Genomic DNA, 21,419 nt, shown 5'->3' on the forward strand with positions numbered 1-21,419 from the left:
AGCGATTTTTTAAAACCACGTATAACGCAACGAATGTCAATTGTTAATTTCACATCAATTGTTTTAAATTACAATCTCTATGATAGAAACCGAAGTAACTACATCTAATACGATATTAAAACAGTCGGTTCATGATTTAAAGACCGAACTAAACCAGTATAAAGATGTTTTTGTTGAAAATAGAACCCATAGTGAGCTAAAGGCCATAGTGAGCAATAAATTTTTAAAAATTTGCAAAAGCTTTTTGTCTGTTGGTCAAAATGAACTGGAACTATTAGAGCGTGAAACTGGTGAAATTGGGGAATTAGCATATTTAATGCACTTTAGATTACCCAATTTTTTTAAAGATCTTATGATAATTCATCGGGATGTTTTATTGCAATTACAAATAGGAAAACATAAAAAGCTGGAAGGTGTTGCCACCAAGAAAGCTTTAGAATTACATAGTGCTGCATCACAAAATACACTAATAAAAGCGGTTGATTTTTTTATTCAAAAATTTAGAGAAGAAGAATTAGCTACTGAACGTATTAGTAAAACTAAAAGTGGGGTTGTCGGGAAGGTTAGGCATCATCAAAATCCTTGGAATACCTATGTTGACCAATTTGAGATAGTATTAGCGCAATTTAATACTATCAATAATAACGATGCCATCGTTAAGTTGTCCATACGTGTTTTTAAAGATTTGGTCAACCGTACCAATGAAATAACGGCACAATCTATTAGCGAATCTGAGGAAATAGTTAATAAGCTTCAATATTGTATATCAAATATTGAAAAAATTGATAGTAAGGAAGATATATTGCGCATAATACAAGAATTAGAGAAAATAGAGGTTAGCATAGATGCGCCACAAAATTACCAAGAAGGTTTTACACAATCTATAGCAGATATATCAAACAACCTGCAACGTACCAATATACCCGTAGCCACTAATGGTGGTTACCTTCTTGAACGGAAAGTGGATTTTGGCAGGTCGGCCAAAAAATGGATGGACTTCAATATCATACCCCAGGTAATTGAATTATGGGATAATAAATCGGAATTGTTTGCATTTGCCAAGCACAGTATCTTTAACCTAAAAGGCAGCCTGGTTGTTGCTAAAAATGAAGAATTTGTTTCAGGTTCTGCAATTGAAATACAATCATTAAAAAGTATAGAAGAAACGTTTAAAGAAAATTTAAAAGAACAACAAAACCTCGTTACCGCAATTTCTAAAATATTTGAAACTGATTTTTTGGCAACATCAATTTACCGAGAAGAGGAATTTTTAGAGGTTTCATTGCAAAATTCTTTAAATCAATATACTAGCGAAACAAATGATCGTTTCACTAATTGGATCGGTAAGATTAGTGGCTTTTTTGGCAATGTAAATATGGCTTACGATAAAGTAGTTTCTGTTAAGCCAAAAGATTTACTCGAAATCAGTACTGATTGCATTGCGCACAGAATGTTTAAAGAAGAAAATGCGCAATACGATATGCTTTTCTTAAACAAAAATTTTCTCGGAGACCATTTTTTGACAAGCAGAATTAATGAAGAAGAAGTTTTTGAGAAGGTTCTAGAGCAGTGGGATAAAGGGTTTCACAAGTCTGTACTTGTTGTAGGTGATAATCATAGCGGAAAATCAACTTTTATAAACAAAGTGGTTAAAAAGAGCTTGAAAAAAGAAGTAATTGCTTTAGATATAGACAGTACTATTACATTTCAAGGAAGAAAGTTTAATACCACTAAAAACCTAAAAGTAGCTTTACAGGAAATTAAAAAGTATCGATACAATTCTAAACCTATTATAATAATTGACGATTTGGAATTATGGGTAGATAAGAGCCATGCCTTTTTAGATAATATTAGGGCAGTTTTAAAATTTGCCGAGTCAGAAGCTGATGATATTTTATTGGTTGTTTCTGTATCTAAATTAATGCAACAACATCTAAACCATAGATTGTCTTTTACGAATTCATTTTCTACACTAATAGATTTGTCCAGCAGTACTAATGCAGAAATATTTAATGCTGTACGGTTAAGACATGGAGCATCTCATAGAAAATTAGTAGATATCAACGACGAACTAATTTCTCCCCTTCAATTTGAAAAACTGGTTTATAGGTTGTGTAAAAGATTTGGCAATACTATAGGAGAAGTGCTACAGGCTTGGACATATGGTACCAGTCTTACCAATGATAATAAAGTGGTGTATAGCGAAAGCACACATTATTTCCCGGATTTTTTTACCAATGAAGAGGTTATTCTTCTTAAATACGTGCTTTTGTATAAGATAATAGATGAGCGAACCATAAAATCATTTCTGGGTAAACGATATGCCTTTGGGTACGAATCTGGTTTAAAGCGGTTGGTGAATACAAAAGTTTTAGTTCGTGACCAACGTGGGTTTTTGTCGCTTAATGCGGTCGTATCTTATGAAATTCAACAAAGTTTAATCTATAGAGGAATTTTAAAATAATGGAAACAATAGAATCTTTTAATACATGGGAAGGCTTGTTTTATTTAACAACTGGTCTGTTTTTATTGTATTGGCTTATAAAAATACTTCAATTGGCAGCAGAACGGTTTCCTCGAAAAAGTTTGTTCACAAAAAAAGGTATTGACATTTTAAAATCCGTTCTTCTGGTTTTTAAACCCGTTGCTTTTTTGCTCATTATTTTAGATTTTATAGCAATTAATTATATAGTTCATGGTCTTTTTTTAACCCTTATTGGTGTATTGGCCTATATGCAAATTCGTAATTATATAAGCGGACTTTTATTAAATATGAACCCATTGGTAACTAAAGGTGCTACCATAACCATTGCTAATTTAAAAGGAGAAATAAAGCAATTGTTGCCTCAAGGTATGGTAATAAGCACAGAGTCTGGGCAAAGTTTTGTAGAGTATGGGTCCATTGATAAAACTGGTTTTTCAATTACTTCCAAAGATACTGGTATCTATAGACATACGCTTACTATTTCTGCGGAGTTAAGTAAAGAGCAATTATTAGATTTCCTTTTTGCAAATCCTATTCTAAATTTTCAAGAGCCGCCAACTGTTCGTGAAAGCGAGATCCTAAATACATTTAAATTACAATACACACTTGAAGAAGGCGGTAACGATGAGGATTTTTTAGCCTTTTTAGCCGAACATAAAATCAAAACAACCTTAACTCAAAACAGCGAAGTATAATGGAAATATTATCATCTTATAACCTTATTATCGAGGTATCTGTTATTATTATTTTATCATTTTTATTTAATAGAATTTCTAGTAAAACAAATATTCCTGCAGTTTTAATGTTGATTATTTTGGGAGTTGCTATGCAATACGCTTTAAAATATGCAAATGTTGGGGATATAGATTTTTTTCCTGTACTAGAAGTGCTAGGAATTGTTGGTTTGATCATGATTGTATTAGAGGCCGCTTTAGAGCTAGAGTTAAAGAAAGAGAAACTAATGCCAATTTTAAAATCGTTGGTTATTGGTTTGGTGGGTTTAGTTTTATCGGCATGGGTTGCAGCTTTAATATTATATCAATTTATCCCTGAAATGACCATGCAATCCGCATGGTTATATGCTACGCCGCTATCAATTTTATCAAGTGCAATAATTATACCTAGTGTTACGGGTTTAAAAGAGCATAAAAAGGAGTTTCACGTGTATGAAAGTACCTTCTCGGATATTTTGGGAATTATGATGTTCTACTTTTTAACAGGTGGTTTAAACCCAGAAGAAGATGCCGGTGTGGTCGGCTTTTTTGGGAATTTACTATTAACGGTAGTAATTGCTCTGGTAGCTAGTTATGCAATCATACTTATTTTTCAGAATATAAAAAGTCAAATTAAACTATTCTTGTTAATAGCTGTATTGTTGTTGTTATATGGTCTTGGCAAAAAAATGCATTTATCCTCACTTATTATTATTCTAATATTTGGTTTGGTTATCGCAAACATGAGGCTGTTTTTTAAAGGCAAACTAACAAAGTATTTAAAGTACAAACAAGCGCATCATATTTATCATGAGCTGCATACGATTACAGGGGAAACGGCCTTTGTTGTGCGTACATTTTTCTTTGTAATCTTTGGTCTAAGCATTGCCATTACCTCCATTTTTAATTTAGATGTAGCTATTATAAGTTCTCTTATTATTCTATCCATATACCTTATTCGTTTTGTCCTATTATTTATTTTTGTGGGCAAGGATATTCTTCCGCAACTATTTATAGCACCTAGGGGATTAATTACAGTACTTTTATTCTATGCTATACCAGCTGAAGCTCAAATAGCAACTTTTGACCAAGGTATTTTGCTTTTCGTAATTATTGGCACCAGTTTAATTATGACAGGTGCTATGATTTATGATAAACGAAGATCTAGTACAGCCATTAATGCTGCAAATAGTACTAAAGTAGGTACAGCAAAGTGGAAAGCACCTGTAATTGGCGAGCAAGAAGGCTAATAGATGATGAAAAAATCGTCCGATTTTAATCCATAATGGAGGCGAATTTATGATGTAGTACAAGATAGCAGTACGAAAAAGGGTAAAGTGTTTAACCTTGCCTCTCTGGGCATTATTATTATCAGTCTTATTGGTGTTGTTAGGAAGGGTAAATGCTAAATATTGCCATGGTTGCAGTCAAGGGTTGTTGCCTTAATTATAGTATACTTAATTAGGTAATTTCTTGGTGCGTTTTGGGTAAACTATCTTCATTAAAAGGTTAATTCAATTAAATTTGCGTCATCAATTATTTGTGCCTTAAATTCATTTGCTTATATAAATATGGTGTAAAGGTTTAATTGAATACTATATGGATCAATATGTTCTCTATTTTGGTTTTTTTATAGCGGCCTATGCTGTTATTGCAAATGATGTTATACAGACATTAGGAACCTTTATGGCATCAAATTCTGGTGTAAGGTGGTGGTTGCTTTGGGCATTTGCTTCTTCAATTTTAGCTGTTACCCTGGTTTATGGATGGTATGCATATGGAGGAGATGTTTCTTATGGACGGTTATCTGCAATTCCACTTCCAAATCCTATGCCATGGTGGTATTTATTAGCACCTATATCTTTATTGATCATCACTCGTTTTGGAATTCCTGCTAGTACAACATTTATGATCTTAAGTGTTTTTTCTTCTAGTCAGTTGATAGAAAAAATGATATTAAAATCTGTACTAGGCTACTCTCTGGCTTTTGTATTAGCATTTGCACTGTATTTATTTATTACCAAGAAGTTCGAATCTCCTGCCTCAATACGGTTAATGGACAAAAAGAAACAAAGACCCTTTTGGCTTGTTGCCCAGTGGTTTTCAACCGGCTTTTTATGGTCGCAATGGCTAATACAAGATTTTGCTAATATTTTTGTTTTTCTACCAAGACAGTTAAGCTGGGTAGAGTTATTAATATCCTTGGGATTGATTCTACTTATTATGGGGTATATATTTAATGTAAAAGGGGGAAGAATACAGCATATTGTCAACCAAAAATCGAACACACAGCATATACGTTCAGCTACGATTATAGATGCCTGCTATGGCTTGTTACTTTTCTTTTTTACGTCATTAAATACCGTGCCAATGAGCACTACATGGGCGTTTATTGGGATATTGGCGGGTAGGGAAATAGCTATTAGTTACAAGCTTAAAAAAGGAAAACTAAATAAAACGTATCGTATAATTGTTAAGGACTTTGCTAAAGTAAATATTGGGCTTTTCGTAAGTATTTTAATTGCCTATTTAATTCAGTTTTTAAAAGCATAAACTATTTTACACTTATTAGCACTGCCTCACAACTTTGAAGGTCTGAGTTAAGAATAATATTCTCAGATTTTTTACCATCAGAAATTTCAATAGAAACAGTATTAGGAGGTGAATCTCCTAGGTTGTGTGCGTAAAGAAATAGGTCGTTAGATTTTTTTGGGTCGAGTTTTATTTTAAATTCTTTTTTGTAATAGGTTAAATAGTATTTTGAAACCACCTGAACTCCATTAAGATAAATAGAAACAATATCTCCATCTTGTCGGCCGTGGTCCCAAATTTTTATAATAACTTGCTCAGAATTAAATTCGAACTCCTTTGTATAGGAAATTTTTCTTCCCTCAAAACTCTCTCTTAAAACAGGTTTAGTTTCCGTTACAGCGGTTTCTTTAGGAACGGTTGGTGTTGTTTTTTTACTTTTAGAGCTCTTTTTGGTAGGTATCGGGTTAATATTGGCTAATTGCTGTTTTTTCTTCCTTTCGTCGGATGCTGCATTGGTAATGGTAAAAAATGGTGTTACTCTTTTAGCAATGTTAAACTTATCATCAGGAAACAGTTCTATAGCTACAACTTGATATCTGTTGCCCGACCCTATATTTTTCGCGAGCTCAATACCACCCTCAAAACCATCATTTTTAAAACTTCCTAGCTCTTGCACTACCATTTCATTACGTACTAGAAAAAACCGAATAGATTTACTGGTGTCAATTTTAACGGTATTCCATTCTAAAGAAATTTTTTCTGGAATATTCCATGTTGTAGCTTCATTAGGGCTTGTAATATTTATAGTTGCCTTGTCTTGCGCAAAACTACTAGTTACTACGAAAAACAAAATGTATAGAAATGAAGTATAGGTTGGTTGCATAGATATCATCTTATCTCAAAGATAAGATTAAACGCCTAATATCCTGAAGACTAGATTTATTTCATAAAAATCTTCTTTGGTATAAAATTTAAATCAATTTTTTCTCGACAGCAATCTTAATTAAAGACGCAGCATTAGATACTTCTAACTTTTGCATTAGGTTTCGTCTATGGGTTTCTACCGTAAGCGGACTTATAAATAATTCTTCTGCAATGATATTGGTAGTTTTGCCTTCTGCAATAAGAGTAAGAATATGTTTTTCTCTTCTTGTTAACTTTGGAATATTTTTGGTGTCTTGAGCAACAGAGTCTGCTAGTATTTTTTGTATTTCTCTTCCAAAATAAAAACTTCCGTTATGTACTTGGGAAATTGCAGCTACAAGTTCGTTACTAGTAGCGTTTTTTAACAAATATCCTTTTACCCCATTACGTATCATTTGGTTTATAATGCTAGGTTCGGAGTAAGTACTTAATCCTAAAATACCAATAGTGGCTCTTTTGTGCAATATCATCCCTACCATTTCAACACCATTAATATCTGGTAAATTTACATCTAGTAAAATAATATCACAGGTATCTTTTTCTAAGAATGCAAGTGTGTCTTTACCGTTGGTAAAATAATTTTTAATATGTATTGTAGTTTCACCTGCTAAAAGGGTTTTTAGCCCTTCTATCACCATGGGGTGATCATCTACGATAACTACTTTTATTGGTTTAAGCTGCATCTATATTAATATGTACGTTAACGGTTGTGCCTTCATTTAATTCTGAACTAAAATCTAAATTGCCTTTAAGATATGCCACTCTGGTTTTTAGGTTGGAAAGCCCCATGCCCAATGGTGTGCCTTTAGTCATTTCTTTATCAAAACCAACCCCATTATCTTCTACGGTAATATCTACTTTGTTGCCTTCACGAATGTATTGCACCAAAATTTCGGAAGCATTCGCATGCTTTATGGCATTATTGATCAATTCTTGAATTACACGGTACATGGTTACTTGTTGGTTTAGGTTTATGCCATTTTCATTACCATAAAACTGTAACACTACTTTGGTCTCGTTCCCCGTCATGCTACTGCAATAGTCTTTTAAAGCAGCTTCTAAGCCAAATTTAACTAGGGTTTCTGGCATCATATTCCTAGCTATGGACCTTAGCTCGGTCAACGAATCTCCTAAATCTTTCATTACTTTTTGTAATTCTTTCTTTGGGTATTTTTTTGGCTCATCTTTATCTAATTTAGAAAGGTTTAAGCTAATGCCGGATAATCTTCCGCCTAAACCATCATGTAAGTCAATTGCCAGTCTTTTTCGTTCTTTTTCTTGCCCTTCGATCATTGCAGAAAAAATTTGGTTCTGTTGCTCTTGCTTTAATAAGTTCATTTCAGATTCGTGAAGATGTTCTTTTTTTCTTGCTTTACGGAGCCTTTGGTTATAGATGTAATAACCACCAAAAAGTAAAAATGCAAGAATAGATGCCAAACCTATTAGTAAGTAGGTTTGCGATTTTTTCTTTTCATTGGTAATGGTCAATGAAAGAATTTCCTTTTCGTTTTCAGCAGTGTTATATTTTAATTCTAATTCTTTTGTGTTCTGAAGAATTTCTTGTGTATACAGACTATCATAAATATCAATAGCCGCTACATAATCAAAATAAGCATTTTTGTAATTATTTTGCGCGGCTTCGTATTTGGACCTTTTATATAATCCTTGAAATATATTAGTCTTATTTTTCTTTTCTTTAGCGGTATTAATAAACTCGGTCATATAAGAAATAGCCGCAGGATAATCCTTTTGACTCTCACTTAAAAATGCATAACGTTGTAAAAGAATAAAGAATTCCTGGTGCATTTTATGTTCTATAATAATTTCTTTTGCTTTGTCTAAAGAAGAAATTGCATTTGTATAGTTCCCCAAACCCGAATGGTAAAAACTTTCCTGCATGTAGTAAAGTTGCCAGTCTAAAGCACTGGGGTCCTTTTCCAATGCACTTTTTGCTTCATCTAAATAGGGTTTCATTTGCTTTATTGAATCCATTTTATAGAGCAATTGAGAAAACATGAGATCGGTAAAAATGGTTCTTTTTGGGGAAGTTAACTTTTCATTTATTTTGACACTTTTAGCAAGGCTCCTATAGGCCTCGGTATACTGTCCTAAATTTAAGTTCATTACACCCATATTGGTATAAACATTAGTTAAAAAATCTAAGTCGTTCAATTTTTGAGCTATAGGAATGACCTTATCGGTCATTTCAACTTCTTTTTGTACTTCTCCTTTATAACTGTAGTTTACCGCTTTAAAATAATTACCTCTTAGCCATAATTTTAAATTTTCCTGGGCGGAATCTTGTTGTACCAATTGCTCAATAATAGGTAAGCCCTTATCTAAATATTCATCTGCTTTTTCTAAATCGAAATAGTCCATATAGGCGCCGCCAATTGAAAATAAAGCAGCAGCTTCTCCCTTTTTGTATTTAATTTTTTGACTTAATGATAATGCTTCAAACCCAGTTTTAAATGTCTCTACAGAATCTACCTTACTCAATACCAAAGATAGTTCTGAAAGTAGATTTACCTTGGCCGTATCTGTTTTTGCCAAACGTAATGCGCTACGCAGACTATCAATTTCCTTTGTATTATCAATTTGAGAAACTACAAAAACAGGGAGCAATAAAATCAGTAATAATAAACCAAATTGGTAAGTGTTTGTTCTCATAATAGCATGTTATTAGCACCAATATACATCACTTTACAATAGTATAATTGGTTCAAAATGAATATACCAGAAAACCAGTAGATAAAAATACAGCTAAGGTGGTATTTCCTAAAAGTATATGTAGCACTAACTTGTACCTATCAATTAAGTGCCAACCAACTGTATAATTATAAGAACACAAAATGAAATTAAAAATAACCCTAACCACCTTTTTATTTATCGCGCTAATTTCATGTAAATCGCAACAGTTTACGTTAGATAATCTTCCGGATAAACAATTAGTCTTTGGAAAAGGCGGGGGTGTTACAGGTGCGGTTGACACCTATGTGCTGTTAGAAAACGGACAATTGTTCCATACAAATTCACTAACTAAAATAGAGGAGGAATTAAAAAAAGTATCGGACGATTATACAGAGGAATTCTTTGGCAAATTAGAGGGTCTGCAATTGAACAATGTAGATTTCAATCACCCGGGTAATGTGTATTATTTTATTGAAGATGTAAATGCAGATGAAAGAGCAAAAGTCGTATGGGGAAGTTTTGAACATGGTGTAAACCCTGTTTATAAAGAATTATACGATAATCTAATAAATCAACTTAAATAAGCAGCTATGAATAGAACACTACGCTACTTTTTAGTTTTAAGTTTTCTTACTACTACCATAGTAATGGGGCAAGATACTTTTAATGAAAAAAGACATGATAATAGGCAGAGCACTTCAAAATCTGTACAGCCAAAACCTTTTAATCTTCAGCCTTTAAAACGCGAAACTAGAAAAACGCCTTTAATAACAGGGGATAAAAATTTTCAGATGCCTTCTATATTCAATAGAACACCGGCAAATGCAAAATTTAAACATACGTCTGTTTGGAGACAAACAAATGCTACTTCCGTATTTATAAAAAGTGCACCCACTGAAGAAGGCAAACAAAGTATGTCCAGAACATCAAACGAGTCTACGGCAAGATCTTACCTTTCTGAAATTGGTCCTTTACTACAAATTAGGGATGCATCTAATGAATTTCAATTAATAACGGAAAATACCGATGTTCTTGGGCAATCTCACCTAAAAATGCAGCAAGTTTATAAAGGGATAAAGGTATATGGGGCAGAAGTTATTGTGCACATGAATGCCGGCAAAAATGAAATTTCCGTTAATGGTGCGCCTACAGCTACGCCAACTACAGCTGTGGTTACCCCTAAAATATCTTTTAATAATGCGATCTCCAGTATAGAAACAGATTTAGACATAAAATTGCCGACTTCTAATATCTCTAAAAACGGATTTATTATTATACCGAAACCTGTTGGAGAGGTTATTTTTTACCCTATGGATAAAGAATTGGTTTTAGCACATCATATTACCGTTCATTCAAATATGAAAGACCGATGGGAATATTTCATAGATGCCCAAACAGGCGCGGTATTACATAAATATTATCATACCTGTACATTAGTGCATGAGCTAAATACTATTGAGCTTAGTGAAAATACACTAGTACGACCACCATCGAACGGATCTGGACAAGATTTAAACGGAGTTACCAGACCGCTGAATACGTTTAATGCGAATGGGACTAATTATATGATAGATGTTTCCAAACCAATGTATAATGCATCACAATCTACAATGCCCGATAATCCTATAGGAGGTATAATGACGCTTGATTTACAAAATCAAATTCGTGATGAAAACACTGTAATTTATCATGTGCAGAGTGCTAGTAGTACATGGAATAATCCTGTAGCCATATCGGCACACTATAACGCCAGTGTTGCTTATGACTACTTTTTAAATACATTCAATAGAAATTCTATTAATGGGCAAGGAGGCACAGTTTTTTCATTTATCAATGTTATTGACGATGATGGCGGCGGACTAGATAATGCCTTTTGGAACGGTACATCTATGTTTTACGGAAATGGAAGAGATGCGTTTGCACCTTTAGCTGGTAGTTTAGATGTTGGCGGTCACGAAATGTCTCATGGTGTTATTCAAAACACTGCTAACTTGGTTTATGAATATCAATCTGGAGCTATAAACGAATCTTTTGCAGATGTTTTTGGGACTATGATTGATCGTGATGATTGGCGATTAGGGGAAGATGTAGTGAACACACAATACTATTCATCTGGTGCCTTAAGAGACATGTCTAACCCCAATAATGGAGGAAACGAATTAGGAGATACAGGTTGGCAACCTAAAGATATGACCGAGTATTATACTGGTTCAGGAGATAATGGCGGTGTGCATATTAATAGTGGTATACCAAATAGGGCGTATTATTTAATTGCAACTGCCATAGGAAAAGAAAAAGCAGAGCAGGTATATTATAGAACTTTAAGCACCTACCTTACGGCAAATTCGCAATTTATAGATCTTCGGTTAGGTGTAATACAAGCTGCGACAGATTTACATGGGGCCAATTCACAAGAAGTACAAGCAGCAATTAGCGCTTTTGATACGGTGGGTATTGTAGATGGTGAAGCTACTGATACAGATAATGATATTCCTACTGTTAGTGGTTCAGAATTTATATTAAGTGTAGATATAAGAGATGAAGATCCCAATACCCTTTATATCTCAGATACTAATGGTGAAAACTATGTGCCGTTAACAACAACTAAACTTTCTCGTAAACCTAGTGTTGCAGATGATGGTAGTTTGGCAATCTATGTTACTGAAGATTATACGATAAATGCAGTCACCTTAGACCAGAATAATATTGAAGAGTTTGTAATTTCAGATGAGCCTATATGGGGTGCGGTATCGCTTTCTAAAGACGGTAATAGATTGGCAGCGGTAAGAAACGATGTTGAGGGAGTCATTTTTATATCAGATCTGGTTACTTCTGAAGCTATGATTTTTGAACTTTATAACCCTACAACAGCAAACGGCGTTACTACAGGTGAAGTTTTATATGCCGATGCTCTAGAGTGGGATTATTCTGGACAATATTTAATTTATGATGCATTAAATGAATTGAACAATGCCAATGGATCTTCTATAGATTATTGGGACGTAGGTTCGCTTAGGGCATGGAACAACCAAGCAAATACGTTTGGTGACGGCAACATCCAAAAAATATTTACCAACCTGCCCGAAGGTATAAGTATTGGTAATCCATCCTTTGCAAAAACATCGGGTAATATTTTAGCATTCGATTTGTTTGATGAAATCAATGACGCCTATGAGGTTATTACGGCAAATATTGAAACCGGTATTGTAAAAACAGTATATGTAAATAATAAACTAGGCTTTCCTAACTTTTCTAAAAATGATGACAAGCTTTTGTTCGATACCGATAATAACGGAGATGAAGATATTGCCATTATTGGTTTAGGATCAGACAAAATGAGTCCGCAAGGGTCGCCAAGTGTTATTATCCCTAACGGAATTTGGGGAATTTGGTATACGGTAGGCGCGCGCGAAACGGCTAGTAGCGAAAAAGATATTACCGATTTTAGGTTTACAGTAACCAACCCAGCATCCGTTGGGGTAATTAACGGTAATGCTATTTCCATTTCTGTTCCATCCAACATTAATCCGCAGGGGTTAGTGGCAACGTTTACGCACTCTCAAAAATCGCAAGTGTATATTGGTAATACGTTACAACAAAGTGGCGTAAATACGAACGACTTTTCTAATCCTATCACCTATACCGTTGTTGGGGAAGACGGTAGTACCAAAGCATATACGGTTACTTTGGGCGGTTCTACTACTGTTGATCCTAACGATGACGATGGTGATGGCGTGGCAAATGATTTGGATCAGTGCCCTAATACCATTGCGGGAACGGTAGTTGATTTTACAGGATGCCCTAAGTTTTCCTTGCCATCAAATAATTTTAGTATTCTGGCAAAAGGGGAATCCTGTATCTCTAGTAATAATGGCACCATCTCCATAAATGCACAGCAAAATTTAAATTATACGGCAAGTCTTAGTGGTAACGGTGTTAACCAAACACAAGCTTTTACTTCATCTACAAACTTTACTTCGCTGCAAGGTGGTACGTATCAATTATGCATTACGGTACAAGGGCAAAATGGATACGAACTTTGTTATGATATTGTTGTAGAGCAACCGCAAGCCCTTTCTGTTACTGGTAAAATCGATTCAACTAGTAAATATGTGACATTACAAATGCAGGGGGCTGAACGTTATTTTATTACCGTAAATAATGAGTTTTTCACGACTTCTGCACAAGAAATTAAACTGCAATTACAAGCAGATGTAAATACGGTTTTGGTGTCAACCGAGAAAGAGTGCCAAGGTGTTTATGAAGAAGTTATTGATTTGTCTGCAAAAACTATTATTTATCCCAACCCTGTTAGCACTGGCGAAATTACCATACAATTAACTGCGCCATCTAAAAACGTAATGAACATGCAATTAAATACGTTCGACGGTAGAACTGTACTTACGAAATCAATAGAACCTGGTACTACAATGGTGGTGTTAAATGCAGAAATACTACAAAACGGAATCTACTTGCTATCTATTAGTAATACTGAAAAAACGGAAACATTTAAAATTATTAAGCAATGAAAAGCGTATTTAAAAAAGTAATAACGGTAATAGGTCTGGTTGCTCTTGCGTCTTGTTCAGGAGGAAAAGACGACCCTATTGATAAGCCTAATGAAGGTGGTGATTTGGGTAGTGTTAATTTGGTTTTTCCTGAAAACAATTCTGAATGTACCGAAGGGGAATCCGTAAACGATATTGAGAGTACCGTCACTTTTATGTGGGAAGAAGGGACCAATGTAGATAGTTATGAAGTTACTATTCGTAATCTAAATACCAACAATATAAACACCGTTAACGCGAGTACCAATGAGAAGGCCATCAGTCTTATGAAAAATACCCCTTACGAGTGGTATGTAGTTTCTAAGGCTGCTGGTTCTGATCAATCTCCTAGTAGCGCTAAATGGAAATTTTATAATGCTGGTACAGGGGTGGAAAATTACGCACCATTTCCTGCTGCGGCAGTAAATCCTACAAGAGGACAAACAATTAGTAGTTCTAGTACCGTTATGCTAGAGTGGCTTGCTACCGATGTCGATAATGATATTGCTACATATGAAGTATTGTTTGGAACTGCGGCTCAGCCTACGGTTAGCTTAGGCACAACGACACAAAGCAGTATTTCGGTTACAGTTAGCGCAGGGCAAACATATTATTGGCTTGTTAAAACTATTGATATAGGGGGTAATTCCTCTAAATCTGAAGTGTTCGATTTTAAAGTGCAATAAAAAAAAGTTATGAAAATATATATAAAACCTAGTAACCTTCTTCTTTTATGTTTTTTGACCATTTTTATAATGGGTTGCTCAAAAGAAGATGCAGTAGAACTAAATGAGGAAGGGGAAGTAATCAACCCAGAACAGGGCAATAAAATTGTTTCTGGCGACCCAGCATTGAACACCTTAATAATGACCACTTGGGACGAGAGTATTGTAAAGGTTGATGCACAAACCGGGAAAGAAGAAATAGTCTATACTTTGCCCGACTACACGTATGCTGAAAGTCTGCCAGATTACAGTAATGGGGTGTTGTATGTGGCATCTGATGATAACTCCGTCAATGCTTTCAATGTAGCTTCCAATACTTTTTTGTGGGATACTCCTATGTTAGAGTACCATGATTCTTTAGGTATTTCAAATACCAATTGCGAAGGCGGAATATGTTATACTGCTGGCGGATATGGGGTAGTAGTTGCTTTATTAGAAGGTTCTGGAGATATAAAATGGTACTACTCCACAGATGAAGATGGTGAGTTAGATGATGTGTTGAACGAGGCCACCACGCCAATTGTTTATCAAGATAAAGTGTACATTTTTAGTGAAGAAGATTTTTTAGGGTACTACCCAGCATACATGCATGTGCTCGATAAAGAAACAGGGACACTGCTAAATAAAGTAGAGCTTCCGTATGATATTTCATCGGTGCCACTAATAGAAAATGATATTCTTTACTTACCTGCAAAAAACATGTATGCCATTAATTTAAATACCTTAGATGTACTTTGGTCGTTTGAGGCCGAAGGGGTTAGCTCACCTCAAGTAACCGAAGACAGAGTAGTTTTTCATGGTATTCCTAAAGACAATACCATATACTCGGCGCTATACTGTGTAAACAAACAAACGGGCAGCTTTATTTGGGGCAACGATACGGGGTTCGATACCTTGTGGACACCCACCGTGGTAGAAAATGTGGTTTTTGGCGTGTATGAAAAGGCTACTTCTTTTGCCTTTAGCACCAATGGAAGGCCTTTTGCCGTAAAGCTATCTGACGGAAAACAACTTTGGTACATGGAAGATGTGGTGTGTGATAATGCACCTGTATATGCAAACGGTATGCTCTATTTTCATGGACATGACATAAACGCTACTTCAGATACAGATAAGAATGTAGGTCTCATTGCAATGGATGCTAATACGGGTAAAGTTGTTTGGCTTAATAATGTTTTTGGATACGATTATGCAAATACACCTATTGTAATAGCCCAAAACGGAGTCTTTGGCCCTGGGTATTATAGGTAAAATTTTTAATAAGGGAGGTTTGTTCCAAACCCTGCCATCAGTACTTAGGTGGCAGGGTTTTTTAGTTTTATTAAAAATAATAGGCTATACCGAAGAATAGGTCTGATGCCAAGGCTACTCTAAAATTAGTGCTTTTTAAATAGCTGTCTGTTTCTTCTTCAGATTTTCTATCACCGAACGAATAGCTTAATGAGCCAATAGTAGATTCAATGGCCAATTTTTTGTTCAAGAAATAGGTGATGCCAGGGCTTATGCCGATGAATACATTGTTTCCTCTTATATCATTATTACTATCCACCCCGTTTTGATCGCTTGTATTCCAAAATCTATTATAGCCTGCCTCTGCTTGTAAGTATAGCGAAAGTTGTTTTCCTATGCCCTTATAGCCACGAATGTAGGGAGTTAAACCAATAGACTGAATTTTGTTTGTATAACGATTATCGATATCTAATCCAGTATTGGAATTTTTACCTTTCTGATTTCCGTACTGTAGTCCTACCCCAATTACGATATCATTTTTAAGGGCATAGCCGAAAGAAGGCGCTAGTACTAAGTAATGCGATGAGTTTTCAGAAACATTTTGTAATTGATTATAATTTGATTTGTTTTCTTGAAACGATAGCGAAGCGTTGCCTCTAAGGTTCCACGTTCCCTTTTCAATGACCAATACCTCCGAGTCGTCTTGAGCACACACAAAAGAGAAAATTAGGAATGCTACAATAGGTAAAAATGTTTTCATAAATATTTTTTTAGTTTAAAACCTAGCTAATGTAGATTAAAAGAAGATTGAAATTTTAGGCGAATTACTAAATATTTGTGAATACGATTAGAGTGTTAAATATTGGAAATAATCCTAATAATTGGAAAAATTCCATAATTTAGCTATCCCGATTTTTTTTAGAGGGATAGTTATGAGCAAGACCATACTTCATATAGATTTAGATACATTTTATGTGTCTGTAGAGCGTCTCAATAATCGTGAGTTACAAAATAAGCCTTTATTGGTAGGCGGTACGGGAGACCGTGGTGTTGTAGCGGCATGTAGTTACGAGACCCGCGGTTTTGGGGTGCATTCTGGTATGCCCATGAAAATGGCGCGCGAACTTTGCCCCGAAGCTTTTGTAATTCGTGGTAATGCAGGGGAATATAGTAAACACTCAGATGTAGTTACCGAAATTATAAAAGAATACGTGCCCGTATTCGAAAAATCGAGCATCGATGAGTTTTATGCAGACCTCTCTGGTATGGACCGTTTTTTTGGTTGTTACCAATATGCTTCAGAAATGCGTAAGAAAATTATTAGAGAAACGGGACTCCCTATTTCCTTTGGGTTATCAGCAAATAAAGTGGTCTCTAAAGTAGCTACGAATGAGGCAAAACCAAACAATCAATTAAAGATAGATGAAGGGTTGGAAAAGCCTTTTCTTGCTCCGTTATCCATCAAAAAAATACCAATGGTGGGCGATAAAACGTACCAGACTTTAAGAAACCTTGGTTTACGACAAGTGCGTACCGTACAAGAAATGCCCATGGAGGTAATGCAGCGTGTGCTTGGGGCTAATGGCGGGGTAATATGGAAAAGGGCAAATGGCATTGATAATACACCCGTAATTCCGTTTTGCGAACGAAAATCTATTTCTACTGAACGCACTTTTGATAAGGATACTATTGATGTAAATAAACTGCGAGGTATCCTCATTGCCATGACCGAAAACCTGGCCTATCAATTGCGGCGTGGTGAAAAGCTGACAGCTTGTATTTCAGTAAAAATCCGTTATTCAGATTTTAATACCTATTCAAAACAACTACGTATTCCCTATACTAGTGGAGACCATATTCTAATACCCAAAATTTTAGATTTATTCAAGACGCTTTATAACCGTAGGTTATTGGTGCGGTTAATTGGTATACGTTTTAGTCACCTAGTATCTGGTAATTATCAAATTAATCTTTTCGATGATACCGAAGAAATACTGAGTCTATACAACGCTATGGATAACATTAGAAAGCGATACGGAGATAAAAGTGTACTGAGAGCATCGGGGATGGGAGCAAAAACAATTGGTAGAATGCATAACCCTTTTAACGGACTGCCGCCAGTGGTGTTGGCGCATAGGAAGATTTAGTTTTTGGTTTTTGGTCATGTTTATGTCTTGTCGAGCGCAGTCGAGACCTAATTTGTTTGTTGAGGGGAGAAAACGTTTAGCGCTATACGCGTCGCGCCAAGCGCAAAAAATTTCGCAAAGACGACACCCGTTCACTGAGCGTAGCCGAAGTGAATGCCGAGTGAGAAAATAGAGGTTAGAAAAGAGAATATAGAAAATAAATAGCGCCACACGCTAAGAGCAAAAACATGTACAGCGTATAGCGCGTAGCGTCAAGCGAACAGCGCAAATCGAACAACCATCAACCAACAAAAAACAACAAACAACCAAAAATGTACCTAAACTGTCACACATACTACAGCCTTCGCTACGGGACTTTCTCGGAGCTTGAGCTTTTGCAATTGGCAAGACAGCACGGGGTAACTCAATTGGCATTGACAGATATTAATAATACATCGGCCTGTTTAAACTTTGTTCGTAAAGCATCGGAATATAATGTGCGGCCTATTTTGGGTATCGATTTTAGAAACGGGGTAGAGCCTTGTTTTGTGGGTATTGCTAAAAATAATGAAGGGTTTTTGGAGCTCAATAATTTTTTATCACATTACATCCATCAAGAAAAGAAAATCCCAGAAATAGCTCCGCAGTTTAAAAATGTGTTTGTTATTTATCCTTTTGAGAAAATCCTTCAGCATGAAAAAAAAACCTTTACAGAAAACGAGTTTATCGGGGTTTCTGTAAATGAGTTAAAACGACTCCGATTTTCAAAGTTACTGGAACAGCGAAATAAGATTGTATTGCTACAGCCCGTAACGTTTAGGAACAAGCGCGATTTTAATGCACATCGTTTACTGCGCGCTATAGATAACAACACCTTGCTGAGTATGTTGTCGGTTACGGAACAGGCACGTGATGATGAGCATATGTATGCGTTGCCTAATTTAACAGCACATTTTTCTGAACACAGCTTTATTCTAGAAAATACCCAACGGTTAATGGACGCCTGTTCTATCCATTTCGATTTTTCAGAAGGCCGAAAACCTCAAAACTTAAGTAAATATTTAGGTAGTAAGGAAGAAGATGAGGTGTTTTTAGAGGAATTATGTCAAGAAGGATTGCCATATAGATATCCTGAAATAAATCAAGCTGTTTTAGATCGTTTGGCAAAAGAACTTCATCTCATTAAAAAAATGGGCTTTGTATCTTATTTTCTTATCAATTGGGATATTATTTCCCATGCCCGAAAGCAGAAATTCTTTTATGTAGGACGGGGTAGTGGTGCCAATAGTATTGTAGCCTACTTGCTTTTTATTACCGATGTTGATCCTATGGAGCTAGACCTGTATTTTGAGCGTTTTATAAATCTGTATCGTGTAAATCCGCCCGATTTTGATATTGATTTTTCGCATCGGGACAGACCGGTTATGACGGAATATATTTTTAATCGATTCGAGAATGTTGCATTATTGGGGACCTATGTTACTTTCCAATCTAAGGGAGTAATTCGAGAATTGGGAAAAGTGTTTGGGCTACCAAAAGATGAAATAGATATGCTGTGTAATGGCAATGTGCAGGAAAGCAGGCTAGATAACATATCTGCTTTGGTATTAAAGTACACGGAGCTGCTTCATGGTATGCCCAATTACCTGAGCATACATGCAGGCGGAATTTTAATTACCGAGAAACCCATTCACTGGTTTTCGGCAACCAATATGCCCCCAAAAGGATTCCCCACCACGCAGTTTGATATGGTTATTGCAGAAGATGTGGGACTCTATAAATTCGATATTCTTGCCCAACGCGGACTATCGAAAATAAAGGAAACCTTGGATATACTTGAGCGTGACAGACCCGAGGAATTTGCCAAGTTTGATATTCATGATATTAAAGCATTTAAAAAAGACCCCAAAATAAATACTATGGTAAAAACAGCACAATGTATGGGTTGTTTTTATGTAGAGTCACCAGCCATGAGAATGCTGTTGAAAAAGTTAGAAGTAGATACGTATTTAGGTTTGGTAGCAGCAAGTTCTATAATCCGCCCAGGAGTATCTAAAAGCGGGATGATGCGCGAGTATATTCTTCGGCATAGAAACAAGGGCAGGGCAGCGAAATTGGCGCACCCCGTAATGTTAGAAATTATGCCAGAGACTTATGGAGTTATGGTCTATCAAGAAGATGTGATAAAAGTAGCTCATCATTTCGCCGATTTGGATTTAGGCGAAGCCGATGTATTACGTCGCGGAATGAGCGGTAAGTTCCGGTCTAGGGAAGAGTTCCAAAAAGTGCAAGATAAGTTTATGGATAACTGCCGTAAAAAAGGCTATGCGGAGAAGCTCGTTAAAGAAGTTTGGGACCAAGTTGCCAGTTTTGCGGGCTATGCTTTTGCTAAAGGGCATTCGGCTTCCTATGCGGTAGAAAGTTATCAGAGTTTGTTTTTGCGTGCCTATTATCCACTTGAGTATATGGTGGCAGTGCTTAATAATGGTGGCGGATTTTATAGCCCTGAGTTTTATGTGCACGAAGCTCGTATGTTGGGTGCAAAAATACATCCGCCATGCGTAAATAAAAGTAATGCAGATAACCGTATTTATGGTAAAGAGCTTTATTTAGGACTATGCTATTTACGGGAACTGGAACAACGGGTGATGGAACGTATTTTAAAGGAGCGTACTCTAAATGGCTATTTTATGTCGTTAGAAGATTTCTTGGATAGGCTGATTATTTCCATTGAGCAAGTAAGTATTTTAATACGGATTGATGCCTTTAGGTTTACAGAAACCAATAAGCACGAACTACTTTGGAAAGCACATTTATTCTTGAATAAAGCAAAGAAAATAGACCACCCAAAATTGTTTACGCCACGGCATCAGCATTTTCAAATTCCGTCTTTGTACAGTACCAGTTTAGAGGTAGCTTTTACTCAACTAGAGCTGCTAGGGTTTAGTTTATGTAGTCCGTTTGAGCTTTTGGCAGATTCACTTCTCAATACATCGGGTAGTAAAGATTTAGAGTGCTACTTGGACAGGAATATTGATATTTATGGATATTTGGTAACGGTAAAACGTACGCGAACCCATAATGGAAAAACAATGTATTTTGCTACGCTATTAGACCAACAAGGGCAGGTTTTTGATACGGTGTTGTTTCCGCCTGTAGCTGAAAAATATAGGTTTAGAGGAAGGGGTGTATATCGTTTTTACGGTAAAGTAGTCAGTGAATTCGGGTTTTTGAGTATAGAAGTCATTAAACTACAAAAACAAGATTTCATACAAGATCCTAGATATGCAGATATGAAAACCAGTGTCAAGGTTTTTGACCAAAAGAAAACTGGAGAAGAGAAAATAGAAGTTAGAGAATAGAGGAAGTGCAGTACGAAATACGCCCAGCGCAAAGCGTTAAGCACTCAGCGCAAAAACCCTCAACCAACAACCAATTTTCAAAAA

General features: G+C 35.7%; 14 protein-coding genes. 10 read left to right on the forward strand and 4 right to left on the reverse strand.

Annotated features, from left to right (window positions below; translation table 11 throughout):
- The first annotated feature begins 79 nt into the window (after nt 1–79).
- The 4 genes from BTR34_RS10250 (at nt 80) to BTR34_RS10265 (ending at nt 5,751) form a co-directional block, all read left to right on the forward strand.
- The gene (locus BTR34_RS10250; RefSeq protein ID WP_068481087.1) at nt 80–2,464 is read left to right on the forward strand and encodes an ATP-binding protein; all 2,385 of its coding nucleotides are present in this window, start codon (nt 80–82) and stop codon (nt 2,462–2,464) included.
- A complete protein-coding gene (locus BTR34_RS10255; protein ID WP_068481091.1) occupies nt 2,464–3,180 on the forward strand; it encodes a hypothetical protein in 717 nt (238 codons plus the stop codon). The genes BTR34_RS10250 and BTR34_RS10255 overlap by 1 nt, the downstream gene beginning before the upstream one ends.
- Nucleotides 3,180–4,448: a cation:proton antiporter domain-containing protein gene (locus tag BTR34_RS10260; RefSeq protein ID WP_068481094.1), complete on the forward strand. Its 1,269-nt coding sequence runs from the start codon at nt 3,180–3,182 to the stop codon at nt 4,446–4,448. The genes BTR34_RS10255 and BTR34_RS10260 overlap by 1 nt, the downstream gene beginning before the upstream one ends.
- A gap of 349 nt (nt 4,449–4,797) precedes the next feature.
- Nucleotides 4,798–5,751 carry a hypothetical protein gene (locus BTR34_RS10265; RefSeq protein WP_068481097.1) on the forward strand — a complete coding sequence of 318 codons (954 nt, stop codon included), beginning with the start codon at nt 4,798–4,800 and terminating at the stop codon, nt 5,749–5,751.
- A 1-nt stretch (nt 5,752) separates the two neighbouring features.
- Here BTR34_RS10265 and BTR34_RS10270 read toward each other — a convergent pair whose 3' ends face one another.
- The 3 genes from BTR34_RS10270 to BTR34_RS10280 all read right to left on the reverse strand — a co-directional run bounded on the left by BTR34_RS10270 (nt 5,753) and on the right by BTR34_RS10280 (nt 9,324).
- Nucleotides 5,753–6,613 carry a hypothetical protein gene (locus BTR34_RS10270; protein ID WP_068481100.1) on the reverse strand — a complete coding sequence of 287 codons (861 nt, stop codon included), beginning with the start codon at nt 6,611–6,613 and terminating at the stop codon, nt 5,753–5,755.
- An 88-nt stretch (nt 6,614–6,701) separates the two neighbouring features.
- Nucleotides 6,702–7,337: a response regulator gene (locus BTR34_RS10275; RefSeq protein WP_068481103.1), complete on the reverse strand. Its 636-nt coding sequence runs from the start codon at nt 7,335–7,337 to the stop codon at nt 6,702–6,704.
- Nucleotides 7,327–9,324, reverse strand: a complete 1,998-nt coding sequence (locus BTR34_RS10280) for a tetratricopeptide repeat-containing sensor histidine kinase (protein WP_068481106.1) — start codon at nt 9,322–9,324, stop codon at nt 7,327–7,329. Before BTR34_RS10280 ends, BTR34_RS10275 begins: the two co-directional genes overlap by 11 nt.
- Before the next feature lie 182 nt (nt 9,325–9,506).
- Between BTR34_RS10280 and BTR34_RS10285 the strand changes: the two genes are divergently transcribed.
- Genes BTR34_RS10285 through BTR34_RS19315 form a run of 4 tightly spaced genes read left to right on the forward strand, consistent with a single transcriptional unit; the run spans nt 9,507 to nt 15,868 of the window.
- On the forward strand, nt 9,507–9,929 hold the full coding sequence (locus tag BTR34_RS10285; RefSeq protein ID WP_068481109.1) for a hypothetical protein: 423 nt from the start codon (nt 9,507–9,509) through the stop codon (nt 9,927–9,929).
- Between the two features lie 6 nt (nt 9,930–9,935).
- Complete coding sequence (locus BTR34_RS10290) at nt 9,936–13,874, forward strand: M4 family metallopeptidase (RefSeq protein ID WP_082960092.1); 3,939 nt, start codon at nt 9,936–9,938, stop codon at nt 13,872–13,874.
- Nucleotides 13,871–14,578: a hypothetical protein gene (locus BTR34_RS10295; protein ID WP_068481114.1), complete on the forward strand. Its 708-nt coding sequence runs from the start codon at nt 13,871–13,873 to the stop codon at nt 14,576–14,578. The genes BTR34_RS10290 and BTR34_RS10295 overlap by 4 nt, the downstream gene beginning before the upstream one ends.
- 9 nt (nt 14,579–14,587) lie before the next feature.
- Nucleotides 14,588–15,868: an outer membrane protein assembly factor BamB family protein gene (locus tag BTR34_RS19315; RefSeq protein ID WP_082960093.1), complete on the forward strand. Its 1,281-nt coding sequence runs from the start codon at nt 14,588–14,590 to the stop codon at nt 15,866–15,868.
- A 70-nt stretch (nt 15,869–15,938) separates the two neighbouring features.
- Here BTR34_RS19315 and BTR34_RS10305 read toward each other — a convergent pair whose 3' ends face one another.
- On the reverse strand, nt 15,939–16,607 hold the full coding sequence (locus tag BTR34_RS10305; RefSeq protein ID WP_068481121.1) for a hypothetical protein: 669 nt from the start codon (nt 16,605–16,607) through the stop codon (nt 15,939–15,941).
- A gap of 172 nt (nt 16,608–16,779) precedes the next feature.
- Between BTR34_RS10305 and dinB the strand changes: the two genes are divergently transcribed.
- Nucleotides 16,780–17,994 carry a DNA polymerase IV gene (gene dinB / locus BTR34_RS10310; protein ID WP_068481124.1) on the forward strand — a complete coding sequence of 405 codons (1,215 nt, stop codon included), beginning with the start codon at nt 16,780–16,782 and terminating at the stop codon, nt 17,992–17,994.
- A 311-nt stretch (nt 17,995–18,305) separates the two neighbouring features.
- A complete protein-coding gene (locus tag BTR34_RS10315) occupies nt 18,306–21,335 on the forward strand; it encodes a DNA polymerase III subunit alpha (RefSeq protein WP_068481127.1) in 3,030 nt (1,009 codons plus the stop codon).
- Nucleotides 21,336–21,419 lie beyond the last annotated feature (84 nt).

This window comes from Maribacter hydrothermalis, assembly GCF_001913155.1.
GTDB classification, from domain to species: domain Bacteria; phylum Bacteroidota; class Bacteroidia; order Flavobacteriales; family Flavobacteriaceae; genus Maribacter; species Maribacter hydrothermalis.

Coding starts and splice junctions, on each gene's coding strand:
- BTR34_RS10250 (WP_068481087.1), top strand. CDS start 80: ATGATAGAAACCGAAGTAACTACATCTAATACGATATTAAAACAGTCG.
- BTR34_RS10255 (WP_068481091.1), top strand. CDS start 2,464: ATGGAAACAATAGAATCTTTTAATACATGGGAAGGCTTGTTTTATTTA.
- BTR34_RS10260 (WP_068481094.1), top strand. CDS start 3,180: ATGGAAATATTATCATCTTATAACCTTATTATCGAGGTATCTGTTATT.
- BTR34_RS10265 (WP_068481097.1), top strand. CDS start 4,798: ATGGATCAATATGTTCTCTATTTTGGTTTTTTTATAGCGGCCTATGCT.
- BTR34_RS10270 (WP_068481100.1), bottom strand. CDS start 6,613: ATGCAACCAACCTATACTTCATTTCTATACATTTTGTTTTTCGTAGTA.
- BTR34_RS10275 (WP_068481103.1), bottom strand. CDS start 7,337: ATGCAGCTTAAACCAATAAAAGTAGTTATCGTAGATGATCACCCCATG.
- BTR34_RS10280 (WP_068481106.1), bottom strand. CDS start 9,324: ATGAGAACAAACACTTACCAATTTGGTTTATTATTACTGATTTTATTG.
- BTR34_RS10285 (WP_068481109.1), top strand. CDS start 9,507: ATGAAATTAAAAATAACCCTAACCACCTTTTTATTTATCGCGCTAATT.
- BTR34_RS10290 (WP_082960092.1), top strand. CDS start 9,936: ATGAATAGAACACTACGCTACTTTTTAGTTTTAAGTTTTCTTACTACT.
- BTR34_RS10295 (WP_068481114.1), top strand. CDS start 13,871: ATGAAAAGCGTATTTAAAAAAGTAATAACGGTAATAGGTCTGGTTGCT.
- BTR34_RS19315 (WP_082960093.1), top strand. CDS start 14,588: ATGAAAATATATATAAAACCTAGTAACCTTCTTCTTTTATGTTTTTTG.
- BTR34_RS10305 (WP_068481121.1), bottom strand. CDS start 16,607: ATGAAAACATTTTTACCTATTGTAGCATTCCTAATTTTCTCTTTTGTG.
- dinB (WP_068481124.1), top strand. CDS start 16,780: ATGAGCAAGACCATACTTCATATAGATTTAGATACATTTTATGTGTCT.
- BTR34_RS10315 (WP_068481127.1), top strand. CDS start 18,306: ATGTACCTAAACTGTCACACATACTACAGCCTTCGCTACGGGACTTTC.